The sequence below is a fragment of the Streptomyces sp. NPDC043853 genome (assembly GCF_056436025.1).
On sequence record NZ_JBWKDJ010000003.1, the window covers coordinates 126,254 to 150,535 of the forward strand.

Genomic DNA, 24,282 nt, shown 5'->3' on the forward strand with positions numbered 1-24,282 from the left:
GGCGATTTGACGGAGCGTCAGTGACACTGGCGCGATGCGAAGGCGACCGCTCGGAGCGCTCACCCTGCTGTCGGCGTGCCTGGCCGCCGCGACCCTGACGGGCTGCGGCGGCCAGGCGCGCGACGGCTTCGTGGCCGTGGGCGGGGCGGGCGCGGGCCCGGAGCGGTCCGCAGGGCAGACCGTGCCGCCGGAGGGCGGGGTGGAGCTCCAGCCGCTCGCCGGGCCGCCCCCGGGCTCCCCGGCATCCCCGTCCGGCGCGACAGGCACGTCCACGACCACCGTCACGACGGGCACGACGGGCACGACGGGCACGACGGGTACGACCTCGGGTACGGCGGGCACGGACGGCACGGCGGGCATTCCGCCCGGGAACACCGGTCCGGGCGGCGATCCCGGCACCGGCGGACCCGGCGACCCCGGCACCCCGGGCACGACGCCGCCCGGCACGCGCACACCCCCCGGCACGGGAACGCCCGCGGACCCGGACGATCCGACCGCGCCCGCACCGCCCCGGCCGGGCACCCCGACTACGCCTCCGGCCCCGAAGCCGCCCACCGGGGGGCCACCGACGGCCCCGGCGCCCGGCCCCACACCCCCGGCCACCCCGGCGAAGCTGACGCTCGGCACGCCCACACTGGCCGACACCGGCGAGCGCCGGTGCGAGAAGGTCACCGTCCGGTTCACCAACACCGGCGGCACCGCAGTCCGTTCGGGCACCGTGACGTTCACCGTCGACATCCTCGGCGACCTGCTCGGCGCACGCTGGGGCACGGTCACCACGGACCAGCCGCTGCCGGCCCCCCTCGCCGGCGGGGCCACCCGGACGCAGACCTACACGGTGTGCGTGGAGGCCTGGCGGGTCCCGCTGGGCTGGCACATCGACACCCGGCAGGTCACGGCCACCTGGCGGTAGCCGTCCACCGACCGGGCGGCGGTCGGGCGGCGGACGGTCAGTGGAGGGCCACCCAGGCCGCGCAGCCGATCAGCAGCAGCACGGCGACGGCGAAAGCGATCCAGCCCGCCTGCGGGCCCGTACCGGACTCCTGCCGCCGACGGCTGCCCGCCGCCGGGGCCGGACCGGCCTGCTCGCCCTCGTCCACGAAGGCCCGGAACATCTGGGTGCTGCCCGCGGGGTCGTAGTTGCCCTCGGGGCCCTGTGCGTTGCTCTGTGCAGACATGGACCAGGACCCTAGCGGGTTTTCCGTTTCCTTTACCGCCTACCCCCTGCGATTCATTTGCCTGTATCAACCATCCTCTTCTATGGTTGCCCCAAGCAACAAGATGGAGAGGGTGTCCCGTGACGGTCCCTGCGGTCCCGTACGAGGAGCTGGCCCGCCAGCTCACCGGCATCGGCGCGGTCAAGCGCGACCTCGCGCGCACCCTCCCCGCCGACTGCCCGCCCGGCCCCGCCGCGGTGCTCACCGTGCTCGACCGGCACGGCGAGATGCGGATGAGCCGGCTCACCGAGCTGCTCGCCGTCGACATCTCGGTCACCAGCCGGCACGTGGCCCACGCCGCCGAGCGCGGCTGGATCGACCGGGAGACCGACCCGGCCGACGCCCGCTGCCGCATCCTCCGGATCACCCCGGCGGGCCGCCTGCTCCTCACCGAGCTCGCGGCCCGCTACACGGCCGCGCTCGAACGGGCGCTGACCGACTGGTCCGCCGAGGACGTGACCGTGCTGAGCACGCTGCTGGCCCGGCTCCGCCGGAGCTTCTGACCGCTGCCCGCCGGCCTCGGCCCGCCGCCGGCGCCCACCGCCGGCGCCCGCCGACCACTGACCTGCCGAACCGAAGCACACGAAGGACACCCATGGCCACGACCGCCGCGCCCGCACCGCCCGACAGCGGCACCACCACCCTGACCATGACCCATCCGCAGATCATGAAGGCGCTGTCCGGCCTGATGCTGGGCATGTTCGTCGCGATCCTGTCCTCCACGATCGTCTCGAACGCCCTGCCGCAGATCATCACCGACCTCGGCGGCACCCAGTCCTCGTACACCTGGGTGGTCACCGCGGCCCTGCTCTCGATGACCGCCGCCACCCCGCTGTGGGGCAAGCTGGCCGACCTCTTCAGCAAGAAGCTGCTGGTCCAGATATCGCTGGTGATCTACGTCCTGGGCTCGGTCGTGGCCGGCATGTCCCAGAACACCGGCATGCTGATCGCCTGCCGCGTGGTCCAGGGCATCGGCGTCGGCGGCCTGTCCGCCCTCGCGCAGATCGTGATGGCCGCGATGATCCCGCCGCGTGAGCGCGGCCGGTACAGCGGCTACCTCGGTGCCGTCTTCGCCGTGGCCACCGTCGGCGGCCCGCTGCTCGGCGGCGTCATCACCGACACGGAGTGGCTGGGCTGGCGCTGGTGCTTCTACGTGGGCGTGCCGTTCGCGGTGATCGCGCTGATCGTGCTCCAGCGGACGCTGCGGCTCCCGGTCGTCCGGCGCGAGGTCAAGGTCGACTGGCTCGGCGCGTTCCTGATCAGCGCGGCGGTCTCGGTGCTGCTGATCTGGGTCACCCAGGCCGGGGACTCGTACGACTGGCTGTCCTGGCAGACGTACGCGATGACGGCCGGCGCGCTGCTGCTCGGCGCGCTCTTCGTCCTGGTCGAGTCCCGGGCGAGCGACCCGATCATCCCGCTGCACCTCTTCCGCAACAAGACCATCAGCCTCGCCTCGGCGGCCTCCCTGTTCGTGGGCGTGGCCATGTTCTCGGGCACGGTGTTCTTCAGCCAGTTCTTCCAGCTGGCGCGGAACGAGTCGCCGACCATGTCCGGCATCCTCACCATCCCGATGATCGGCGGACTGTTCGTCTCCTCGACCGTCTCCGGGCAGATCATCACCCGCACCGGAAAGTGGAAGGCCTGGCTGATCGCCGGCGGTGTGCTGCTGACGGCGGGCATGGGCCTGCTGGGCACCCTCCGCCACGACACCCCGTACTGGCACATCGCCGTCTTCATGGTCCTGACCGGGCTCGGCCTCGGCATGATGATGCAGAACCTCGTCCTCGCCACCCAGAACCAGGTGGCCCCGGAGGAGCTGGGCGCGGCCAGCTCGGTCGTCACCTTCTTCCGGTCGCTCGGCGGTGCGGTGGGCGTCTCGGCGCTGGGCGCGCTGATGGCCCACCAGGTCACCGGCTACGTGAAGGACGGTCTGACCGCGCTCGGCCCGAAGGCGGCCGCCCTGGGCCACGGCGGCACCGGCGGAGGCGGCATCCCCGACCTGGACAAGCTCCCGGCGCCGTTCCGCGAGGTGGTCGAGTCGGCGTACGGACACGCCGTCGGGGACGTCTTCCTCTACGCGGCGCCGACCGCGCTGCTCGCGCTGCTGCTGGTGCTCTTCATCAAGGAAGTGGCCCTGAAGGGCCGTACGCCGGCCGAGCACGAGCCGGCCGAACGCGAGCCGGCCGGCGAGAAGCAGTCCGCCTAGCAGCGGCCGGCCCGGGAACGGGGCGGGACGGCGGACAGCCGCCGTTCGCCCCGATCATCGCCGACGGGTACCCGGGCGCCTCCCGGACCGCGCCGGTCAGGGGCAGCGGGCCGGGCTACCCGGCGATGACGGGTCCCGGGCTTTCGCCCCGGGCCTGGGCGGCGATCCCGGCGATCCCGGCGACGAGCACGTCGAGGGCCGATACGAAGGCCCCCTCCGGGACCCGCCCGTCAGTGCCCCCGCACCCCCGGAGGAAGTGCGCCACGGCGAGGTGGGCGCCGCTCCTGGCGCGTCCGGCCAGGCCGGCAGCGTCCAGCAGACGCTGCAGGGCGGTGTCGAAGGCTCGGGCGTGCGGACCGGTCTCGGCGCAGTCGGTCGCGAGTCGCGCGGCCCACGGGTGCGCGGCGAGCACCTGCCGGTACCCGCAGGCGAGCCGACGCAGCCGCAGGTCCCACCCGCAGTCCGGCCCGCCGTCCGGCCCCTCGTCCCCCGCCACGGGCACTTCGCCGATGACCCGGTCGAGCGCGAGCCCCAGCAGGTCGTGCTTGGTGTCCACGTACCAGTAGAGGGACATCGCGGTGACCCCGAGCTCCCCGGCGAGCCGCCGCATGGAGAACCGCCCGAGCCCTTCGGCATCGAGCAACCGCACGGCAGCGCCGGTGATCCGCTCCCGGTCCAACCCGGCCGGGCCCGCTTCCCTCACCATGGAGCACCCTCCTGAAGCGCCCGCCATCCACCCGCTATGCCCGGCTGCGCCCTCTTCATGCTAGAGCGTTCCCCCACCCACCCGCCCTCCACCTGCGGCACGGTGACGCACCGTCGAGGGATGGCCGACGGAGATCGGCGGCGAAGCCCGCGGCGCACCCGGCTGGATGGCGATGGGGCCACAGCGCCCCACCGGGCTCGGGGCGCAGCGCCCCACCGGGCTTGGGCAACAGCCCGGTGGGGCTGGGGACGCAGCCCCACGAGGCTTGGGGCAGAGCCCCACCGGGCTCGGGGCGGAGCCCCGCGGGGTCCGGGGCGGAGCCCCGGTTTCGGGAAGGGGTGGGGTGGGGGAAAGGCCCCGCAGGGTCAGGAGGTCAGGTCGTACAGGGTGGCGCCGCCGACCTCGATGGGCTCGTAGTTTGCCTGCACCCATTCCGCGATCGCCGAGCTGCCGGAGCCGTCCGGTCCGCCGCCGCCGCGCATGCCCTGGCCGCCACCAACGTAGTAGTGGATCTTCTCCGCCTTCACGTACTCCTGGAACTGCGCCAGCGTCGGCGACGGATCGCTGCCGTTGAACCCGCCGATCGGCATCACGGGCCGTTCGCTCGCCAGCTGGTAGCTCGCCGCGTTCTGCGCCCCGATGGCGGCCGCGGCCCAGGTGTAGCGGTCCGCGTCCTTGCGGAGCAGTGCCTTCACCTCGTCGGAGACCTGGGCGCCGTCCAGCAGACCGCCCGTCCCGCCGCCCAGGCCCCTGCCGCTGCCCGCGTACGGGCCGGTGGCCGAGCCGGTCGCCGAGCCGTTTGCACCGCCGGGGACTCCGCCGGGGCCTCCCGGGATCGTCTGGCCGGTGCCCGGACCGCCCGGAACGCCACCCGGTACACCGCCCTGCGTTCCTCCCGGGCCACCGGGCATTCCGCCCGGCATGCCCCCCTGCACGCCCTGGCCGCCGCCGAAGCCCAGCCCCGGCCCCCGCCCGCCGTTCTCCCCGCCGCGGAACAGTCGCGGGCCGCCGCCCGGACCGCCGCCCGCCACCGACGGGCCCGCCGTCACGATGGAGCCGGAGTGCGGGGTGTCCACCGTGCTCAGGCAGTACGCGAACGGCCCGGCCAGCGCCGCGCCCAGCGCCACCCCCGCCGCGCCCAGCGTGAGCCGCCGGCCCAGCCGGCCGGCCGCGAGCAGGCCGGCCGCCGCCACCAGCCCGCCGCCGAGCACCGCCCACCGCAGCCCCGGCAGATAGTCCGGCGAGCGCGACAGCAGTACGTACGACCACCACGCCGTCAGCGCCGTCACCCCGGACAGGACGGCCGCGGCCGCGAACCCGTGCCGCTCCTCCCACAGCACCGCCGCGCCCATGCCGACCAGCGCCGCCACGTACGGCGCCAGCGCCACCGTGTAGTACTCGTGGAAGATGCCCTGCATCCAGCTGAACACGACGAAGGTGACCAGCAGGCAGCCGCCCCAGGCGAGGAAGGCCGCGCGGCCCATGCTCTCCAGGGAGTCGGTGGCCCGCCGGGCCCGCCAGGTGACGACCAGCCCGGCGACCATCAGTACCAGCGCCGCCGGCAGCAGCCAGGAGATCTGCCCGCCGATCCCGGCCGAGAACAGCCGGTCGATCCCGGTCTCCCCCCAAGCGCCCCCGCCACCGCCGCCGAAGGCCGGCCCGGTCGGCGCCTGCGCCCCGTACGGCAGCTCCGCGCTGAGCACCGGGCCCGTGCCGCTGCCGCGCCCGCCGCCGCCGCCCACGCTGCCGACCTCGTCGCCGTTCAGCCGGCCGAGGCCGTTGTAGCCGAAGGTCAGCTCCAGGAAGGAGTTCGTCTGGGAGCCCCCGATGTACGGCCGGGAGGACGCCGGCCACAGTTCCACCACCGCGACCCACCAGCCGCCCGCGACCACCATCGCGGCGCCCGCCAGGGCCAGCTGGCCCAGCCGTCGCCGCAGCCGGGTCGGCGCGCAGACGGCGTAGAGCAGGGCCAGCGGCGGCAGGACGAGGAAGGCCTGCAGGGTCTTGGTCAGGAAGGCGAAGCCCAGTGCCACCCCCGCCCACACCAGCCACTTCGTCCGGGCCCCCTCCATCGCCCGCAGCACGCAGTACACCGACACGGTCAGCAGCAGTGTCAGCAGCGCGTCCGGATTGTTGAAGCGGAACATCAGCGCGGCCACCGGCGTCAGAGCGAACACCGTGCCCGACAGCAGTGCCGCTCCCGGCCCGAACTGCCGCCGCACGGAGGCGTGGAGCACCGCCGTGGTGGCCACGCCCATCAGTGCCTGGGGCACCAGGATCTGCCAGGCACCCAGTCCGAACAGCCGGACCGACAGGGCCATCGGCCACAGCGCGGCGGGCGGCTTGTCGACGGTGATGGAGTTCCCGGCGTCCGAGGAGCCGAAGAAGAACGCCTTCCAGCTCTCGCCGCCCGCCTGCGCGGCCGCGGAGTAGAAGGAGTTGGCGTAGCCGGACGCGCTCAGGTTCCAGAGCAGCAGTACGGCCGTGGCCAGCAGCAGGGCGGCCAGCGCCGGGCGTTCCCAGCGCGGTCGGTGCGTGGTGGTCATCGGGTGTGGTCCTTCAGGTCGGTCGTGGCCCGGCGCTCGGGGAAGACCCAAGAGCGAAAGAGCAGGAAACGCAGCACGGTGGCGGCGAGGTTCGCGGTGATCAGGACGGCGAGTTCGGTGCCGTGCGAGGGGCGGTCGGTCGCGGCGCCGAGCGCGGCCAGCGAACCGGCGGTCAGCGCCAGTCCGATGCCGAAGACCACCAGCCCCTGCGCCTGGTGCCGCAGCACCCGCTCGCGGCCGCGGACCCCGAAGGTCAGCCGCCGATTGGCGGCCGTGTTCGCGACGGCGGACAGCAGCAGCGCCACCGCGTTGGCCGCCTGCGCCCCGGTGCCGAGTCGGAACAGGGAGTACAGGCCGAGGTAGCAGAGGGTGGAGAGGACACCGACCACACAGAACCCGAGGAGCTGCCGGGCCAGCCCGCGCGGCACTCCGCTCAGGGCCCGGTCCCTCGGGTCGTCGCCGAAGGGCCGGGCCACCCGGTCCAGCGGCAGCGCCCCCACGGCCAGCGCCCGGCCCACCCGCCAGACCCCCTTCAGGTCCTCGACGGCGGTCCGGACGATGTGCACGGTGGAGTCGGGGTCGTCCACCCAGTCCACCGGCACCTCGTGGATGCGCAGTCCGGCCCGCTCGGCGAGCACCAGCAGCTCGGTGTCGAAGAACCATCCGGTGTCCTCGACCAGCGGCAGCAGCCGCTCCGCGACCTCCCGGCGGATGGCCTTGAACCCGCACTGGGCGTCGCTGAACCGGGCGGCCAGCGAGGACCGGAGGATCAGGTTGTAGGCACGGGACACGAACTCCCGCTTCGCCCCCCGCACCACCCGGGAGGACCGGGCCAGCCGGGTGCCGATGGCCAGGTCGGAGTGGCCGGAGATGAGCGGGGCGACCAGCGGAAGCAGCGCGTTGAGGTCCGTGGAGAGGTCGACGTCCATATAGGCCAGGACCGGTGCCTGCGACCCGGACCAGACGGTCCGCAGGGCCCGGCCCCGTCCTTTCTCCTCCAGCCGGACGCTGCGCACGCCGGGCACGGTGGCGGCGAGCCCGGCGGCGATCTCCGGGGTCCGGTCGGTGCTCGCGTTGTCGGCGACGGTGATCCGGAAGGCGTAGGGGAAGGTCGCGGTGAGGTGCTCGTGCAGGCGGCGGACACAGGCTCCGAGGTCCTTCTCCTCGTTGAAGACCGGTACCACCACATCGAGTACGGGCTCACCGGAGGCGCTGGGCGTCAGGTGCTCACGGCGCGGGAGAGTCGTTTCGGTCGGCATGGACCGACCCTCGCCGCGCGGGCTGTCACGGCCGTGTGCCGAGCCTGTGCCCCGCCTGTGAGAACTCCTGTGCCGCTACGGGCGACGGTACGAGCGGCAGCCGGACCTCGAACCGGGTGCGCCCGGGCTCGCTCCGTACGCCCACCTGCCCGCCGTGGGCGGCGACCACGGCCTGGACGATGGCCAGGCCCAGGCCGGTGGAGCCGGCCTGCCGGGAACGGGAGGCGTCACCGCGCGCGAACCGTTCGAAGACGTGGGGGAGCAGGGTCGGCGGGATCCCCGGCCCGTCGTCCTCCACCTCGATCCGCACGCACGCGCCGACCGCAGCCCCAGGCCCGGCCCCAGGCTCGGCCCCAGGCCCGGCCTCAGGCCCAGCCCCACTGAAGGTTTCTCCCCCGGCTGCCGCCGGGGGTACCCCCAGTGACACGCGCGCGGTGACCGTCGTGCCGGGCGGGGTGTGCGTCCGCGCATTGGCGAGCAGGTTGACCAGTACCTGCTGGACGCGCGCCGGATCGGCGTCCACCGGAGCGGGCTCCGCCGGGAGTTCGAGCCGCCAGCGGTGCTCCGGCCCGGCGGCGCGGGCATCGCTGACCGCGTCCACGACCAGCGGCGCGAGGTCCACGGTCCGGCGGCTGAGCGGGCGGCCGGCGTCCAGCCGCGCGAGCAGCAGCAGGTCCTCGACCAGCCCGGTCATCCGGGTCGCCTCGGACTCGATGCGGCTCAGGGCGTGCCGGGTGTCCGGGCCGGGCTCCTCCCGTCCCCGGCGGGTGAGTTCGGCGTATCCGCGGATGGAGGCCAGCGGGGTGCGCAGCTCGTGGCTGGCGTCCGCGACGAACTGCCGGACCCTCGTTTCGCTCTCCTGGCGGGCGGCGAGGGCCGAACCGACGTGGCCCAGCATCCGGTTCAGGGCGGCACCCACCTGGCCCACCTCGGTACGCGGGTCCGCCTCGGCGCCCGGGACCCGCTCGTGCAGGGCCACTTCGCCGCTGTGCAGGGGAAGTTCGGAGACCCGGGTGGCGGTGGCGGCGACCCGGCGCAGCGGGCGCAGGGCGACCCCGACCAGGGCCTGCCCGGCCAGCCCGGCGGCGATCAGCCCGGCAAGGGTCACGCACACCTCGACCGTGATCATGGTGTTCAGGGTGGAGTCGACCGCGGCCAGCGGGAAGGCGAGGGCGAGCGAGCCGTCGGCAGCGGCCAGCACCCGGTAGTGGCCGAGTTCCGGCACCTCCAGCTCGACCGCGTCCTGCCGGGCCCGCGGAACGGCGGCCGACAAGGCCTGGACCTGGGCGTCCGTGAGCGGGGTGTTGTAGTTCTTGGCGGGACCCTCGTCGGAGATGAAACGGGCGCTGCTGATGACAGTGCCGTCAGAGCCCAGCCGGATCATGGCGGTACCGAGCGGTGAGCCGGGCGGGGTCCAGAGGAAAGGGGGCGGAACGGCGGCCGGGGGCGCCTCGCGGCCCGGCTTGGTCCCATCGCCGTGGGTGGACTTCTCGACGGCGGCGCCCAGCTGTCCGTCCACCTGGTTCACCAGGTACGCGCGCAGGGCGAGCGTGGTGACCGCCCCGATCACCGCCCCCACGACGGCGACCAGCACGACGGCGGACACCACCAGCCGGGTCCGCAGCGACCAGGGCCGGGCGGACCGGGCGCGGACGCCCCCGACCCCCCGCACTACTCGCCCGGCTTGATCAGATAGCCGGCGCCGCGCCGGGTGTGGATCATCCGGCTGAGCCCGGGGCCGCTCTCCAGCTTGCGCCGCAGGTAGGAGATGTAGAGCTCGACGACATTGGCCTGGCCGCCGAAGTCGTAGGACCAGACCCGGTCGAGGATCTGCGCCTTGCTGAGCACCCGGCGCGGATTACGCATCAGGTAGCGCAGCAGCTCGAACTCGGTGGCGGTCAGCCGGATCTCCCGGCCGCCACGGGTCACCTCGTGGCTGTCCTCGTCCATCGTGAGGTCGCCGACGACCAGCACGGATTCGCCCCGGGCGGCCTGGGCGGCCCCCGCCCGGCGGATCAGCCCGCGCAGCCGGGCCACCACCTCCTCCAGGCTGAACGGCTTGGTCACGTAGTCGTCCCCGCCGGCCGTGAGGCCGGCGATGCGGTCCTCCACGGAGTCCCGGGCGGTCAGGAACAGCACCGGGACCTGCGGGAGTTCCCGGCGGAGCCGACCCAGCACGGACAGGCCGTCCATGTCCGGCAGCATGATGTCGAGGACCACGGCGTCCGGCCGGAAGGACCGGGCCGCCCGCAGGGCGGTGGCGCCGTCGCCGGCGGTGCGCACCTCGCAGCCCTCGTAGCGCAGGGCCATGGAGAGCAGCTCGGAGAGGCTGGCCTCGTCGTCCACGACCAGGACCCGGCAGGGCCCGCCGTCGGGGCGGACCAGCGCTCCGGCCGCCCGGTCCTGGTGCGGGGCGGTGAGGGTGGACGCGGACGCGGGGGAGGTGGTCGTCGCAGTCATGGGGACCACGCTCGCCGCCGCCTCTGAGAGCGCCCTTGCCGGTTCCTGTGAATCTCCTGAGAAACCCGTGGGCCGCCGGCCCGGCCCCCTCGGGGGCTCAGGTGTCGAGTGCGAACAGCCGGGCCGCGTTGTCGTGGCAGACCGCCCGGAGCCAGTCGTCACCCAGGCCGAGCCGTTCGAGCGCGTCGAGCTGGTGGTCGTAGGGGTACGGGATGTTCGGGAAGTCGGTGCCGAGCAGGATCCGGTCCCCCAGGGCGGCGAGCCGGCCGAGCGCGCCCGGCGGGAAGCCGCCGAGCCGCTCGGCGAAGTCGGTGAAGGCCATGGTGGTGTCCAGCCGGACCTCCGGGTACCGGTCGGCGAGGCCGAGGAAGTCCTCGTACTCGGGCATGCCCATGTGGGCGACGATCAGCGGCAGCCGGGGATGGCGGGCGAGCAGCCGCCCGACCGGCTCGGGCCCCGTGTGCTTGCCGGGGACCGGGCCGGACCCGCAGTGGACCACCACCGGGATCCCGGCCTCGGCGAGCAGCCCCCACACCGGGTCCAGCCGGTCGTCGTTCGGGTCGTACCCGCCGACCTGCAGGTGCGCCTTGAAGACCCGTGCCCCGCCGCCGACTGCCCGGCGCACGTACTCCGCCACCCCGTCCTCCGGGAAGAAGGTCGCGGTGTGCAGGCAGTCTGGGGTCCTGGCCGCGAAACCGGCCGACCAGGAGTTCAGCCAGGCGGCCATCGCCGGCTTGTGCGGGTACAGCATGGCGGTGAAGGCCCGGACGCCGAACGCGCGGAGCAGTGCGACGCGTTCCTCCTCCTCGTGCCGGTAGGTGATGGGCCATTCGACGCCGGTCAGCGGGCCCACGGCGTCGAAGTGGTCCCACACCTTCTCCAGCACCCGTCGCGGCATGAAGTGGGTGTGTACGTCGACCAGGCCGGGCACGCCGAGCCGGTCCCGGAAGCGCCGGACGGCCGCGGCGGTCCGCGCCGCCGCGTCAGCCTCCGCGGGTGAATTCACTGCTGCGCTCCACTGTGCCGACGTGCAGGGTGTAGCTCTCGTACCACTCCTTGATGCCGCGCGCCTGCGTCCGGCGGTGTTCGAGGTCGGTGCGCCAGGCGGTGAGCGCCTCCTCGTCGCGGAAGTAGGCGACGGTGATGCTGAGCCCGCCGGGGGTGTGGGCGTTCTCGTGGCCGAGGTAGCCGGGGACCTCCTTGACGAGCTCGTTCATCCGGGCGGACGCCTCGGGGTAGCCCTCGTCGGCCCCGGCGGTGCGGACGGAGGTGAACACGGTCATCAGGTACGGCGGTTCGAACGCCGGAAGGGGTCGGATGCTCATGGGCCCACTCTCCGGTCGAAGATCGGATCGTGTCCACGGCAAAGCCCGCCGGGCGGGCAAAGGGATCCAAGATTTGACCTTCGCGGGGCCTTCCCCGGGGCCCTCCCGGGGCCCTCCCGCCGGGCCTTCCCCGGGCTTTCCGGGCCCTCCCGGGGCCCCGGGCGCTTCCGCAGGGTCCTTGCGGGACCGGGTCAGAACAGCCCGTCCTGCTCCGCCGGGTCCGGTGCCGGGGCGAGCGGGGCGAGGGGTACTCCGGAGGTTTCCGCGTCCGGTCCGGCGGCGGTCAGCGCCCAGCCCGCGAGCAGCCGGGCGTCCACCACGAGACCGTCCGCGAAGTGCAGGTCGGGCCCGGCGGCGGCCACCAGGACGCCCGCGACCGTTCCGCCGCCCGCCATGGCTTCGAGCACCCGCGGCCGTACCGGCTCCGCCGTTCGCGCCGCCCCCGCCGTACGGGCCAGGGCCGCCAGGGCGAACGCCTCGTCGTGGTCGGTCACCTCACAGGGCAGCCGTTCCAGGGAGTCCGGCCAGCCGGGCAGCGCGGCGGCGAGGGCGTGCGGCCCGGCCACCTCCCGCTCCCGTTCGGCGGCCGGCGGCAGCTGCGCGCGGACGGCCCGCTTGCGCGCGTACGGGATCCGGTCGGGCACCCCGAGGGCCGCCCGGAGCAGCTCCTCGGTACGCCGGGCGGCCATCAGCGGCCCCCGCCCGAGCCAGCTCCAGGCCACCGCGCCCTGCTCCAGCAACCGTGCGCTGCCGCGTTCCTCCGCGGTGATCCCCACCTTGAGCAGGCCGGGCCCGAACCAGGCCAGGTAGACGCGGTAGGGGCGCGGGTCGGCCGCGTTGGTGTCGGCGGCCACCGAGAAGGAGCGGTCCAGTCGGGCGCACTCGGCGCACTGCGCGGAACCGGCCGCGGCCGGGACCGGAGCCGCCGTGGGGCACGGTGTCCGCCGACCGCCCCGCCGCACCCCGGTGCAGCGCCGCTCCCCGGCGCCGGTGAAGGCGAGCCGCTGACCGTACGCGAGCACGCTGACCCGATCGCCCCGCCCGTCGGCGTACCAGCCGATGCCGGGCCGGCCCCCGCTCCAACGCGGGCCCGTGCACTGCCAGTCGACCGGCGCGGTCACAGGGGCAGCGGCCGTTCGAAGAAGGTCTCCAGGGCGACCGTCGCCTGGGTGCCGCTGACCCCGTCGATGGCGTAGAGCCGGCGCAGGACGTCCTGCAACTGCTCGGTGGTGGCCGTCCGCACCTTCACCAGCACGGACGCGCTGCCGGCGATGATGTGCGCCTCCTGGATCTCGGCGATGGCCGCGAACTGCTCCGCGGAGTCCCCCATCCAGGCGTTCGCGTCCACCATCACGAAGGCCAGCACCCCGCTGCCGACGGCCGCCGGATCCACGTCCACGGTGGTGCGCCGGATGACGCCGCGCTCGCGCAGCTTCCGTACCCGCTCGTGCGCGGCACCGGCCGACAGCCCGACAGCCGCGCCGAGGGTGGCGTACGACTGCCCGGCGTCCTCCTGCAGCCGCGCGACGATCGCCCGGTCGATCCCGTCCATAGGTGCTCGCGGCCCCTTTCCCTCTCCTCGGACTCCTCGGACTCCTCGGATCTCCTCCGGCATGTCCTTGCCAGGACCGTACCGCATCCGGCAATCTCGATCACGACCGAACACAATTCGGCGATCAAGGAGTCTGAGGCGATGCCTTCCCCCATAGCCGATCCTGACCTGTACGAGATCCTGGACGATCGCTTCCGGACCGGCCGCTGCGCGAACGGCGACATGCGGCTGGAACGCCTCCACGACGATTGCCGCTGGGCGGAGGGCCCGCTCTACCTCCCGGCCTGGCGCCAGCTGGTCTGGAGCGACATCCCGAACGACCGGATGCTGCGCTGGGACGAACTCACCGGCAGGGTCGGCACGTTCCGCACCCCGGCCGGACACCCGAACGGCAACACCCTCGACCGCGAAGGCCGGCTGATCACCTGTGAGCAGGGCAACCGGCGGGTCAGCCGCACCGAACCGGACGGCACGGTCACTCCCCTCGCCACGCACTACGGGAACCGCCGCCTGAACAGCCCCAACGACGCGGTGGTCCGCTCGGACGGCTCGGTGTGGTTCTCCGACCCCGACTTCGGGATCACCAGCGACTACGAGGGCGTCCGCGGCGAGAGCGAGATCGGCGCCCGCAACGTCTACCGCGCCGACCCGGTGACGGGCGAGGTGCGGCTGGTCGCGGACGGCTTCGACGGCCCGAACGGCCTGGTCTTCTCCCCGGACGAACGCATGCTGTACGTGTCCGACACCCGCAACGGCCACATCCGGGTCTTCGAGGTCCGCGAGGACGGGACCCTGTCGGACGGCAAGGTCTTCGCCGAGGCCCCCGCCGACCGCCCGCGCGCCCGCTTCGACAATATCCGCTTCGACGACGGCGGCCGGCTGTGGGTGGCGGCGATGGAGGACGGCGTCCACTGCTACGCCCCCGACGGCGACCTGATCGGCCGCGTCAAGGTCCCCGAACCGGTCTCGAACATCGCCTTCGGCGGCCCGCGCAACAACCGTCTCCACGGCCACCACCTCGCTCTACTCCCTGGTGATGTCGGTGACGGGGCTGCCCCGCGTCCACCGCGGCGCCGCCCCTGCCGCACCCTCCCCGGCAGCCGGCTGACGAGGGGAAGGCCCCCCCGGCCGCCGGGGGGCCTTCTACGAGCCACGAACCACGGAGCTACTGAGCTACTGGGCTACGGGGCTACGGAGCCGCGGACTTGGCGTCAGGCAGCCGGGGCCGTGACGGCGGCGGCCGAGCCCGTCCGGGCCACCGCCCCCGGCACGACGCGCCGGCGGCGGACCGGCAGACCGAAGGTCGGGTTGGCGACGCCCCAGGCGGCGCCCTTGCAGATCAGCTCCTTGTAGACGGCGGCGAGCCGGCCGGTGAGGGCCGCGCTGACGGCGCGGTCGTCGGCGGTCACGTACTGGATCAGCCCCTCCTTGCGCCCCAGCGAGATGCACTGGTTGAAGTAGCGGACCGGCATCTTGGGGATCTTCCGGCCGGTCAGCCGCGCGGCGATGGCATCGACGCCCTGCAGGGCCGCCGGGCCGCCCGAGGCGCACGACATCCGCAGCGGCTTGTCACCGGGGCCCATCGCCAGGGCCGCGTCGCCGACGGCGTACACGTCCGGGTGCGAGACCGAGCGCATCGTCCCGTCGACCACGATCTGGCCGGTGTCGCCCACCTCCAGCGCGGTGGCCAGCGCGATCGGGTGGACCGCGAAGCCGGTGGTCCACACGGTGACCGCGGCCGGCACCACCTCCCCGTCGGCGGTGATGACGCGGTCGGCGGCGACGGCGGTGACGGCGGTGTCCTCGTGCACCGTGATACCGAGCCCGTCGCAGACCTTCCGCAGGTGCCCGCGGCCCTTGGGCGAGAGCCAGTCACCGAGGCCGCCGCGGGCGGCGAGGGCGACGTCGAGGTCCGGGCGGGCCTCGGCGATCTCGGTCGCGGCCTCCAGGCCGGTGAGGCCTCCGCCGACGACGACCACGGGCTGCCCGGCGGCCAGGCCGGCCAGCCGCTCGCGCAGCCGCAGCGCTCCGGGCCGGCTCGCGACCTCGTGGGCGTGCTCGGCGACACCGGGCACGCCGTGGTCGTCCCAGCCGCTGCCGAGGGCGTACACGAGGGTGTCGTACTCCAGCTCCCCGGCTCCGGCGCCCCCACCGTCCGCGTCGACGACGGCGACGGTCTTCCGCTCGACGTCGACGCCCGTGACCTTCGCGATCCGCAGTTCGACGCCGGTGCCCGCGAACATCTCGGCGAACGGCCGGGCCTTGAGGTCCTGACCGGCCGCGAGCTGGTGCATCCGTACGCGCTCGACGAAGTCGGGCTCGGCGTTGACGAGGGTGATGGCGACGTCGTCGCGGTGCAGCCGCTTGGCGAGGCGGCCGGCCGCCATGGCTCCGGTGTACCCGGCACCGAGAACGATGATGCGGTGCTGCATGTCCCTGCTCCTGTCTGCGCGGTTACGCCCGCTGTCCGACGCGGTTACGCACCTTGAACCGGGCAGCCCGCCGTTTCCTGACAGGCCCCCGGTGTGAAGCACGTCACACCGGGGGCGGGGTCGGAAGGATCAGGTCAGAACGCGACGAGGAGGGGTTCCCCGTGCTCGCCGGCCGCCCACACCTCGGTCGCGCGGGCGAGCTTGTCGGGGTTGACCTGGCTGCGGAACGCGGCGATGCCCTCGGAGGTGATCTCCAGGCACATGACCCCGATGACCCGGCCGTCCAGGACCGCCACGACGGCGGGTACGCCGTTGGCGGCCGTCACGTGGATCTCGGCCGAGCCGCCGACAATGGCGCGCTTGGCCACGGAGGGCTTGAACATGCCCCGCATGAACGTGGCCACCGCGATGGCACCCTCGAACGCCTTGGCGCGCGCCGGAACCTTCCCGCCGCCGTCCCCGATGGCGATCGCATCGCCGGTCAGCAGCCGCACCAGCGGCTCGGTCCGCCCACTGGTGGCGGCCGCGAGGAACTCCTCGACGATCCGCCGGGCGGACTCCTCGTCGACCTCGGTCCGGGCCTTCCCCTCGGCGATGTGCTTCTTGGCCCGGTGGAAGACCTGCTGGCTGGCCGACTCACTGATGTCGAGGATCTCGGCGATCTCCCGGTGCGGGTAGTCGAAGGCCTCCCGCAGCACGTACACCGCCCGCTCGTTGGGCGACAGCCGCTCCATCAGGGTGAGCACCGCGTACGAGACCGACTCGCGCTGCTCGGCCGTGTCGGCCGGCCCGAGCATCGGGTCCCCCTCGAGCAACGGCTCGGGCAGCCAGTGCCCCACATAGGTCTCGCGCCGGGCCCGCGCCGAACCGAGCTGATTGAGGCACAGGTTGGTGAGCACCTTCGTCAGCCACGCCTCGGGCACCTCGATCCGCCCGACATCGGCACCCTGCCACCGCAGGAACGTCTCCTGCACGACGTCCTCGGCCTCACCGGCCGACCCGAGCAGCCGATAGGCAATGGCCTCCAGCCGCCCCCGCGCCGCTTCGAACCGGTCCACTTCCTCCATGGTCAACACCATGCCGGGATCCTAACCGCGGGCAACACAAGAGGCCCCGGACTTTCGTCCGGGGCCTCTTGGGCTGTGCACTCGGCAGGATTCGAACCTGCAACCTTCTGATCCGTAGTCAGATGCTCTATCCGTTAAGCTACGAGTGCTTGTGCTTCCCGGGGTTTTTCGCCCCGTTGGCCTTGCGAGAACAACAATACATGGACCTCGCCGGGACGCGAAATCCATTACCCAAACCACCTCTGACCTGCGGAAACGCCTGGAGGACGGGCTGACGGCCGGGCGGGGCGCGCAGCGGCGTGCGGGTGGGGAGCGCCGGTCTCGGCGGGAAGAAGTGAACCGGGGAACCAGGCCCGGAACCGGGCGGGGAAACCAAGCGGGGGAACCAGGTGGGGAACCAAGCGCCGGAGAACGACCGAAGCCCCGGTCCTGTCGGACCGGGGCTTCGGTGATCACAGCGCGGAGGCGGAGGGATTTGAACCCTCGATGGACGGTAAAGCCCAAACCGCATTAGCAGTGCGGCGCCATAGACCGGACTAGGCGACGCCTCCAGCACACCCGCGTGTACGAGGGTGCGTGCAGATGATGACACAGGCCCAGGCCCGGTCACCAATCCGCTCCCACGGTACTAGGCGTGGCGGCACCAGAGCAAAGGCTTTCGGGGGTGGGCGCGCGGAACATCGGGGCCGGGTTCTCGTTGGTCAGGCGTACCCGCCCGACGCGTACCGGACGACCGACCCTGGAGATCTCGATGCGTCTCGCCACCCTCGCCGCCTCTGCCGTCGCCGCCGCGGCGGCGGCCGCCGGGCCGCTTCCGCCCCTTCCGCTCGGCGGGCTCCTCGCCCCGCCGCCCGACCGGCTCACCGTGGCCGTGGAACACAACGGGCCCTCCCGCGCGGCCAACGGGACGTACTCCCTGGAATGCGATCCGGTGGGCGGCACCCATCCGGAGGCCCGGCGGGCGTGCGCGCGGCTGGACCGGCTGGCCCGCGCCGGGAAGGACCCCTTCGCGCCCGTCCCGCCCGACGAGATGTGCGCCGGGGTGCACGGCGGCCGGGCCGTCGCCCGGATCACCGGGACCTGGCGGGGGCGCGAGGTCGACGCCTCCTTCAGCAGGAAGAACGGTTGTGAGATCAGCAGGTGGAATGACTTGGAACCTGTGCTTCCGAGTGCGCGTTCCTGACCAGGCAGGATGCCGGAGGCACCGCGTCCCGGGCCCCGATCCGCCGTCCCGCGCGGGGAACGTGGCCTTAGACTCCTCCCGAGTCATGCCGGTCGTCGTGGTCAGGGAGGAAGCTCGTCGTGAGCAGCAGGCCATCCCGAGGCGCTGCTCGCCTCGCAGCAATACTCGACGCTCTGCCGGACGCGCTGCTGCTCGTCAACGCGAACGGCACGGTCGTCAACGCGAATTCGATCGCGCTGGAGCTCATGGAGAGCCCGGGCACCGGGCTCGTCGGGCGCGGTCTGCTGGACCTGCTGCCCGAATTCGACTCCAAGCTGATCCCCGGTTCCATGCGCCGGCCCGGCGACGACGACGGCCTGCGCAGCAAACCGACCCGGATGACGGCACGCCGTACGGACGGCACCGAGTTCCCGGCCGAGGTGACCAGCGCCAGTCTGGACGGCCGGGACGCCTACCGGGAGCCGCACCAGGGCTACACCGGGGACGAACTGCTGATGCTCGTCCTGCGCGACCTCTCCGGGACCATGGACACCGAGGCCGAGCTCGCCCGGTCGCAGCGGCAGACCGAGATGATCCTGCGGGCCGCCGCCGAGGGCGTGGTGGGTACGGACACCGACGGCAGGGTCGTACTCGTCAATCCGGCCGCCGCCCAGATCCTCGGCTACCGGGCCACCGACCTCGGCAACCGCGAGCTGCACGGCCTCATCCAGCACTCCCGCGCCGACGGCTCCCCGTTCCCCTTCGAGGAGTCGCCGCTCGCCGACACCCTGCGCAGCGGGCGCAAGCACCGGGTGCGCGGGCAGGTGCTGTGGAACAAGGCCGGGCAGGCCGTCGCGGTGGACCTCACCACCTCGCCGGTGCGCGAGGGCGACCAGCTGGTCGGCGCGGTGATGACCTTCACCGACCGTCGGCCGTACGACGCCCTGGCCGCGCGGCACCGGCAGCTGATGGCGGTGCTCGGGGACGCCCTGCGCGGTCCGCTGGAGGAGCTCCGCGGCGAGCTGGCCACCCTGGCGGCGGACGACGCGGGCCAGCTGTGGCCGGAGGCGAACCAGCTGCTGCACCACCTGGCCGCCGGGTACTCGCGGATGACCACGCTGGTGGACAACGTGCTCGGCTTCCAGCGGCTGGACGCGGGCCGGGAGAAGCTCACCAAGCGGAAGGCGATGGTCAACGAGGCCGTCGCGGCCGGTGTCGACGGCGCCGTGGAGCTGATCGGGCCGGGCCGCGCGCAGTTCGCGGTGCACGCGCCCACCATCGAGGCGGAGATCGACCCGGAGCGGATCGCGACCGCGCTCGCGCACCTGATCGCGGACGTGGCCGGGGTCGACGCCACCGGCAAGACTCCGGCCGGCAGCGGCTACACGGACTCGACGATCGTCGTGGCGGTGGCGCAGCGCGGGGACGCGGTACGGATCGAGGTGCGCGGGCCGTACGACGGCGGGAGCCCGGTGCACGAGCCGATCGTGCGGGGCGTGGTGGCCGCGCACGGCGGTGTGCTGCAGACCGTCGAGGTGCCGGGCGCGCCCGGTGGCGCGTACGTGCTGGAGCTGCCGCTGGGCGAGGGGGCCGGGACGGTCACCCTGCCGGATCCGGAGCCCGAGCCGGAACCCGAATCCGATGCGCATGCGGATGCCGATGCCGCGGCCGGGGCCGCGGCCGATCGGCAGCCGGAGCACGGGCCCGGGCGCGCGCCGGGGTCCGGGCGGCGGGGGCGGCGCGGGGTCGACGCCTTCCTGGAGGACGTGCGGAGTCCGGAGGGGGAGTCCGGCGGAGGCGCGCTCGCGCTGCCGTCGGGGCGGCGCCGGGCGGCCGGTCCGGTGGCCCCCGAGCTCGCCCAGGCCCCGGTGAACCCGGCCGGGCTGGGCACGGGACGGCGTCGCGGACGCGACGGTGACGGCTCCGCCGAGGGCGCCGCCACCGGTGCCCCGGGCGGGGGCGGGGGCCGGGCGCTGCCGGCACTGCCCGCGGTGGCCTCCGGATCTCCGGCCACGCCCGCGCCTCCGGCTCCCGTGCCTGCGGGTACGCCCGTGCCCACGGGGATGCCCGTGCCTGCCGGGACGGCCGTACCGCCGGGGGCCGTGGTGCCTCCCGGTGCTCCCGTGCCTCCCGGCACTCCCGTACCCCCGGGTGCGCCCGTACCCCCGGGTGCGCCCGTACCGCCCGGTGCCCCCGTGCCCGCCCAGGCCGTGGCCCCGCCGGCCGGGCGCCGCCGGGCCCTGGCCCCGACCCCGGACCGGTCCTCCGCTCCTGCCGGGGCTCCCGAAGCAGCTACGGCGCCGATCGCGCCGCCCGGCGGCTTCGCCCTGCCCGCCGGGCCGCAGCAGCCGGCGTCCGGCCGCCCCGACGGGCAGCGGGGCGTCGGTCCGCAGCCGGTGGGCCCGCAGCCGGTGGGCCCGCAGGGCATGAGCCCCGTCGGCGCGCCCGCCCCGGCCGCCGCCCCGGTCGCCCCGCCCGGTGGGTTCGCCCTCCCGGCGGGTCCGCAGGGCGCCGCCGAGGCGCGCGCCGCCGTCTCCGACGCTCCCGCCGCCCCGCCCGTCGCCCCGCCCGGTGGCTTCGCCCTCCCCCCGGCCGGACCCGCCGCCGGCAGCGGCGCGGGCGAGCCCGCCCCGACCGCGCCCGGCGGACGCCGCGGCCGCCGGGCACTCGCCAGCCCCGAGGCCGCCGAGGAGACGCACGCGAGCGCTGACGGGAACGGCGGCCAGGACACCCACACCCCGGCCCAGCCGCACCCCACCGGCCGGCGCCGCGCCCTGGCCCCGGCCGACGGCGCGCCCGAGGCCCCTGCGTGGCCGGTGCCGGCCGCCCGTACCGCGCCCGAGGACGGTCCCGCCGCGCAGGCCGCCGTACCCGCGGCCCGGCAGCCGCAGGACGACGCCGGCCGGCCCGTCAGCGTGCAGACGATCGGACAGGGCGTCACCCCCGACCCCGCCGCGGCCGGTCCCGCGGCCGGCGCTCCCGCCTCCGGCTCCGGACGGCGGCGCAGGCTCGCCGAACCCGCCCCGCAGGGCCGCGCCTTCGCCATAGGGGCGCCCGAGGCCGGTGCCGCGGAGGGACCCGAGCCGCTCGACGGCCCGGGCGGAGCCGTCGAGGTGGTCAACCGGCCGGTGCCGCAGCCCGTCGACGACGAGCTGCCCCCCGAGCCGCTCGACAACCCGCGCCGGCTGCTCGTCTGGCCCGCGCCGGACGTCGCGACCACCCAGGCGCTGAGCGAGCGCGGCTACCGCCCGGTGATCGTGCACTCCCGCGAGGAAGTGGACGCGCAGATCGCCGCGTTCCCCGCCGCGCTGTTCGTCGACCCGCTGACCGGGCCGATCACCCGGACCGCGCTGCAGTCGCTGCGGCAGGCGGCCGTGGCCGCCGAGGTGCCCGTCCTGGTGACGGCCGGACTGGGGCACGCCACGCGGGAGGCGGCGTACGGGGCGGACCCTGCCGTGCTGCTCAAGGCGCTGGCGCCGCGCGACAGCGAGCAGCACCCCTCCCGGGTGCTGCTGATCGAGGAGAAGGAAGAGATCGCCGGGGCGCTCGCCGCCGCCCTGGAACGGCGCGGCATGCAGGTGGGCCGGGCGGGGGCGGACACCGACGCCGTCGAGCTGGCGACCCGGATGCGGCCCAACCTGGTCGTGATGGACCTGATGCAGGTCCGCCGCCGCCGTGCGGGGATCGTGGACTGGCTTCGCGCGAACGGGCAGTTGAACCGCACTCCGCTGGTCGTCTACACCACGGCCGGCATCGACGCGGAGGCCCTGCCGCGGCTGGCCTCCGGGGAGAGCGTGCTGTTCCTCGCCGAACGGTCGACCACCGCCGAGGTGCAGGGCCGGATCGTGGACCTCCTGGCCAAGATCGGCACCAATTAGCCAGTCTGTACCGATGGCCATCATCGATCGCACCGAGAAGCCCGTTCCCGCCGACGACGGCGAGGTCACCCTCCTCATAGCCCGGCAGGTGGAGCCGGGCTACGAGGAGTCCTTCGAGAAGTGGGCGCGCGGCATCCTGGACACTGCCGCCGGCTTCCCCGACCACCTCGGATACGGGCTGTTCCGCCCGGCCGCCGAGGGCGCACCGTGGTTCCTGGTCCACCGCTTCCGCGACCAGGCGGCCTTCGAGGCCTGGCAGGACTCGCCCGAGCGGGCCTCGTGGTTCGCGAACTGCGAGGGCCACCACCACACCGAGATCGCCCGCCGGGAACTGCACGGCATGGAGACCTGGTTCGCCAAGCCCGGATCGGCCCGGCCCGCGCCGCCCCGCTGGAAGATGGCGATCAGCTCGGGACTGGCCATCTTCCCGATCTCGCTGGCGGGCAACGCGCTGCTCGGGCCGATCCTGGTGGACCTGAACTTCGTCCTGCGGACCGCGGCCTTCACCGTGGTCTTCAGCACCCTGATGACGTACGTGGCCATGCCCGCGGTCAGCAGGCTGCTGCGGAGCTGGCTGACCCGCGACTGAGGCCGTACCGGCCCGCCCCGGCCGTCCGGGCCGAGCGGCGTACGGGGCCGACGGACGTACGGGGCCGACCGGCTTGGCCGACGAGGGCGACCGGCGTACGGGGCCGACCGGCCGCACCCGGTCAGGCCCCGCCGTACGCCCGCCTAGTCGAGCGTGGTGACCTCCAGCTCACCGGCCGCGTACTGCCGCCTGATGACCTTCTTGTCGAACTTTCCGACGCTCGTCTTGGGGACGGCGTCGACGATCGTCCAGCGCTCCGGCAGCTGCCACTTGGCGATGGACCCGCCGAGGAACTCGCGCAGGGCGGAGTAGTCGGCGGTGGCACCGGCCTTGAGGACGACCGTGGCCAGCGGCCGTTCGCCCCACTTCTCGTCGGGGACGGCGACGACCGCCGCCTCGGCGACCTCGGGGTGGGCCATGAGCGCGTTCTCCAGCTCCACGCTGGAGATCCACTCGCCGCCGGACTTGATCACGTCCTTGGCCCGGTCGGTGAGCGTGAGGAAGCCCTCCGCGGTGATCACGCCGACATCGCCGGTCTTGAGCCAGCCGTCCGCGCTGAACTTGTCCTCGGGGCGGATCGGTTCGCCGTCCACACCGCCGAAGTAGGAGGCGGCGATCCAGTTGCCGCGGACCTCCAGCTCACCCGCGGACTCGCCGTCCCAGGACAGCACGTCCCCGCCCGGGCCGATCAGGCGCGCCTCGACGCCCGCCGGGAAGCGGCCCTGGGTGACCCGGTACGGCCACTGCTCCTCGGCCGACAGGCCGGCCGGCGGGTGGGCCATGGTGCCCAGCGGGGAGGTCTCGGTCATGCCCCAGGCGTGGCAGAGCCGGACGCCCAGCGCGTCGTAGGCCTCCATCAGCGCGGGCGGACAGGCCGAGCCGCCGATGGTGACCTGCTTCATCGAGGTCAGGTCACGCGGGTTCGCGGTGACCTCGGCCAGCAGGCCCTGCCAGATGGTGGGGACGGCCGCCGCGTGCGAGGGCTTCTCCCGTTCGATCATCTCGGCGAGCGGGGCGGGCTGCAGGAAGCGGTCCGGCATCAGCATGCCGATGCCGGTCATGAAGGTGGCGTGCGGCAGGCCCCAGGCGTTGACGTGGAACTGCGGGACCACGATCAGGCTGGTGTCGCGGTCGGTCAGGCCCATCGACTCGGTCATGTTGACCTGCATGGAGTGCAGGTAGATCGAGCGGTGGGAGTAGACCACGCCCTTGGGGTCGCCGGTGGTGCCGGAGGTGTAGCACATGGCGGCGGCCTGGCGTTCGTCCAGCTCCGGCCAGTCGAACCGGGTCGGGCGGCCGGCGATCAGTTCCTCGTAGTCGTGCACCCGGACCGGCAGCGGCTCCAGGCCGGAGCGGTCGCCGGGGCCGGAGACGACCACGTGCTCCACGGTCGGGAGGTGCGGCAGCAACGGGACCAGCAGGGGCAGCAGGGTGCCGTTGACCAGGACCACCCGGTCGGCCGCGTGGTTCACGATCCAGACGAGCTGCTCGGGGGGAAGCCGCAGGTTGAGGGTGTGCAGGACCGCGCCCATGGACGGGATCGCGAAGTACGCCTCGACGTGCTCGGCGTTGTTCCACATCAGGGTGGCCACGCGCTCGTGCGGCTGGACTCCGAGCTCGTCCCGCAGGGCGTGGGCGAGCTGGTGCGTACGGGTGCCGGCCTCGGCGAAGCTGCGCCGGTGCGGTTCGGCTTCCCCGGTCCATGTGGTGATCCGGGACCTGCCGTGGATCGTCATGCCGTGTTGCAGTATGCGGCTGACGAGGAGCGGTACGTCCTGCATGGTGCTCAGCAAAGCGTCCTCCCGGGGGCGCTGCGACTCTACGGCGGTCTGCGGCGGCTCTGCCGTCGTGCAGATTCTGCTCACATACCGATCGGTCTGTCA

18 protein-coding genes, 2 tRNA genes and 2 pseudogenes are annotated in these 24,282 nt (G+C 74.0%); 7 read left to right on the top strand and 15 right to left on the bottom strand.

Features of this window, described 5'->3' with window-relative positions; translation table 11 throughout:
• Positions 1-34 precede the first annotated feature (34 nt).
• Positions 35-913: a hypothetical protein gene (locus AC067U_RS09330; protein WP_478829039.1), complete on the top strand. Its 879-nt coding sequence runs from the start codon at positions 35-37 to the stop codon at positions 911-913.
• Between the two features lie 37 nt (positions 914-950).
• Here AC067U_RS09330 and AC067U_RS09335 read toward each other — a convergent pair whose 3' ends face one another.
• Positions 951-1,178: a hypothetical protein gene (locus AC067U_RS09335; RefSeq protein ID WP_478829040.1), complete on the bottom strand. Its 228-nt coding sequence runs from the start codon at positions 1,176-1,178 to the stop codon at positions 951-953.
• A 119-nt stretch (positions 1,179-1,297) separates the two neighbouring features.
• Here AC067U_RS09335 and AC067U_RS09340 point away from each other — a divergent pair, with 119 nt between their 5' ends.
• Entirely contained in the window at positions 1,298-1,720 is a 423-nt protein-coding gene (locus AC067U_RS09340) for a MarR family winged helix-turn-helix transcriptional regulator (protein ID WP_478829041.1), read from the top strand.
• Between the two features lie 146 nt (positions 1,721-1,866).
• Positions 1,867-3,387, top strand: a pseudogene (locus AC067U_RS09345) (MDR family MFS transporter); the annotation flags it as partial.
• Positions 3,388-3,538: 151 nt separating this feature from the next.
• Here AC067U_RS09345 and AC067U_RS09350 read toward each other — a convergent pair.
• The 9 genes from AC067U_RS09350 to AC067U_RS09390 form a co-directional block, all read right to left on the bottom strand.
• A complete protein-coding gene (locus AC067U_RS09350) occupies positions 3,539-4,129 on the bottom strand; it encodes a TetR/AcrR family transcriptional regulator (RefSeq protein ID WP_478829042.1) in 591 nt (196 codons plus the stop codon).
• 365 nt (positions 4,130-4,494) lie between these two features.
• Complete coding sequence (locus AC067U_RS09355; protein WP_478829043.1) at positions 4,495-6,675, bottom strand: ArnT family glycosyltransferase; 2,181 nt, start codon at positions 6,673-6,675, stop codon at positions 4,495-4,497.
• A complete protein-coding gene (locus tag AC067U_RS09360; protein WP_478829044.1) occupies positions 6,672-7,934 on the bottom strand; it encodes a bifunctional glycosyltransferase family 2/GtrA family protein in 1,263 nt (420 codons plus the stop codon). Before AC067U_RS09360 ends, AC067U_RS09355 begins: the two co-directional genes overlap by 4 nt.
• Before the next feature lie 25 nt (positions 7,935-7,959).
• Positions 7,960-9,606, bottom strand: a complete 1,647-nt coding sequence (locus AC067U_RS09365; protein WP_478829045.1) for a sensor histidine kinase — start codon at positions 9,604-9,606, stop codon at positions 7,960-7,962.
• Positions 9,606-10,394, bottom strand: coding sequence for a response regulator transcription factor (locus tag AC067U_RS09370; RefSeq protein ID WP_478829046.1), 789 nt, complete (start codon positions 10,392-10,394; stop codon positions 9,606-9,608). Before AC067U_RS09370 ends, AC067U_RS09365 begins: the two co-directional genes overlap by 1 nt.
• Before the next feature lie 97 nt (positions 10,395-10,491).
• Positions 10,492-11,400 (bottom strand): amidohydrolase family protein, encoded by a 909-nt coding sequence (locus AC067U_RS09375; protein ID WP_478829047.1) that lies wholly within the window; start codon positions 11,398-11,400, stop codon positions 10,492-10,494.
• Positions 11,378-11,719 carry an antibiotic biosynthesis monooxygenase family protein gene (locus tag AC067U_RS09380; RefSeq protein WP_478829048.1) on the bottom strand — a complete coding sequence of 114 codons (342 nt, stop codon included), beginning with the start codon at positions 11,717-11,719 and terminating at the stop codon, positions 11,378-11,380. Before AC067U_RS09380 ends, AC067U_RS09375 begins: the two co-directional genes overlap by 23 nt.
• A 191-nt stretch (positions 11,720-11,910) precedes the next feature.
• Positions 11,911-12,840 carry a DUF2797 domain-containing protein gene (locus AC067U_RS09385; protein WP_478829049.1) on the bottom strand — a complete coding sequence of 310 codons (930 nt, stop codon included), beginning with the start codon at positions 12,838-12,840 and terminating at the stop codon, positions 11,911-11,913.
• Entirely contained in the window at positions 12,837-13,271 is a 435-nt protein-coding gene (locus AC067U_RS09390; RefSeq protein WP_478829050.1) for an Lrp/AsnC family transcriptional regulator, read from the bottom strand. The genes AC067U_RS09385 and AC067U_RS09390 overlap by 4 nt, the downstream gene beginning before the upstream one ends.
• Before the next feature lie 141 nt (positions 13,272-13,412).
• Here AC067U_RS09390 and AC067U_RS09395 point away from each other — a divergent pair.
• Positions 13,413-14,379 (top strand): annotated as a pseudogene (locus AC067U_RS09395) (SMP-30/gluconolactonase/LRE family protein).
• A gap of 103 nt (positions 14,380-14,482) precedes the next feature.
• On the opposite strand, the gene AC067U_RS09400 reads toward AC067U_RS09395, so the two are convergent.
• From AC067U_RS09400 to AC067U_RS09415, 4 genes are all read right to left on the bottom strand, one after another.
• On the bottom strand, positions 14,483-15,703 hold the full coding sequence (locus AC067U_RS09400) for an NAD(P)/FAD-dependent oxidoreductase (protein WP_478829051.1): 1,221 nt from the start codon (positions 15,701-15,703) through the stop codon (positions 14,483-14,485).
• Positions 15,704-15,837: 134 nt separating this feature from the next.
• Positions 15,838-16,782: an RNA polymerase sigma-70 factor gene (locus AC067U_RS09405; protein WP_478829052.1), complete on the bottom strand. Its 945-nt coding sequence runs from the start codon at positions 16,780-16,782 to the stop codon at positions 15,838-15,840.
• Positions 16,783-16,846: 64 nt separating this feature from the next.
• A tRNA-Arg gene (locus AC067U_RS09410) sits at positions 16,847-16,919 on the bottom strand.
• Between the two features lie 311 nt (positions 16,920-17,230).
• A tRNA-Ser gene (locus AC067U_RS09415) sits at positions 17,231-17,321 on the bottom strand.
• Positions 17,322-17,521: 200 nt separating this feature from the next.
• On the opposite strand from AC067U_RS09415, the gene AC067U_RS09420 reads away from it, so the two are divergent.
• The 3 genes from AC067U_RS09420 to AC067U_RS09430 all read left to right on the top strand — a co-directional run bounded on the left by AC067U_RS09420 (position 17,522) and on the right by AC067U_RS09430 (position 22,399).
• Complete coding sequence (locus tag AC067U_RS09420; protein ID WP_478829053.1) at positions 17,522-17,953, top strand: SSI family serine proteinase inhibitor; 432 nt, start codon at positions 17,522-17,524, stop codon at positions 17,951-17,953.
• A gap of 119 nt (positions 17,954-18,072) precedes the next feature.
• Positions 18,073-21,810 (top strand): PAS domain-containing protein, encoded by a 3,738-nt coding sequence (locus AC067U_RS09425; RefSeq protein WP_478829054.1) that lies wholly within the window; start codon positions 18,073-18,075, stop codon positions 21,808-21,810.
• Positions 21,811-21,823: 13 nt separating this feature from the next.
• Positions 21,824-22,399, top strand: coding sequence for an antibiotic biosynthesis monooxygenase (locus AC067U_RS09430; RefSeq protein WP_478829055.1), 576 nt, complete (start codon positions 21,824-21,826; stop codon positions 22,397-22,399).
• Between the two features lie 143 nt (positions 22,400-22,542).
• Here the strand turns inward: AC067U_RS09430 and AC067U_RS09435 are convergent, their stop codons facing one another.
• On the bottom strand, positions 22,543-24,192 hold the full coding sequence (locus tag AC067U_RS09435; RefSeq protein ID WP_478829056.1) for a long-chain fatty acid--CoA ligase: 1,650 nt from the start codon (positions 24,190-24,192) through the stop codon (positions 22,543-22,545).
• Between the last annotated feature and the right edge of the window lie 90 nt (positions 24,193-24,282).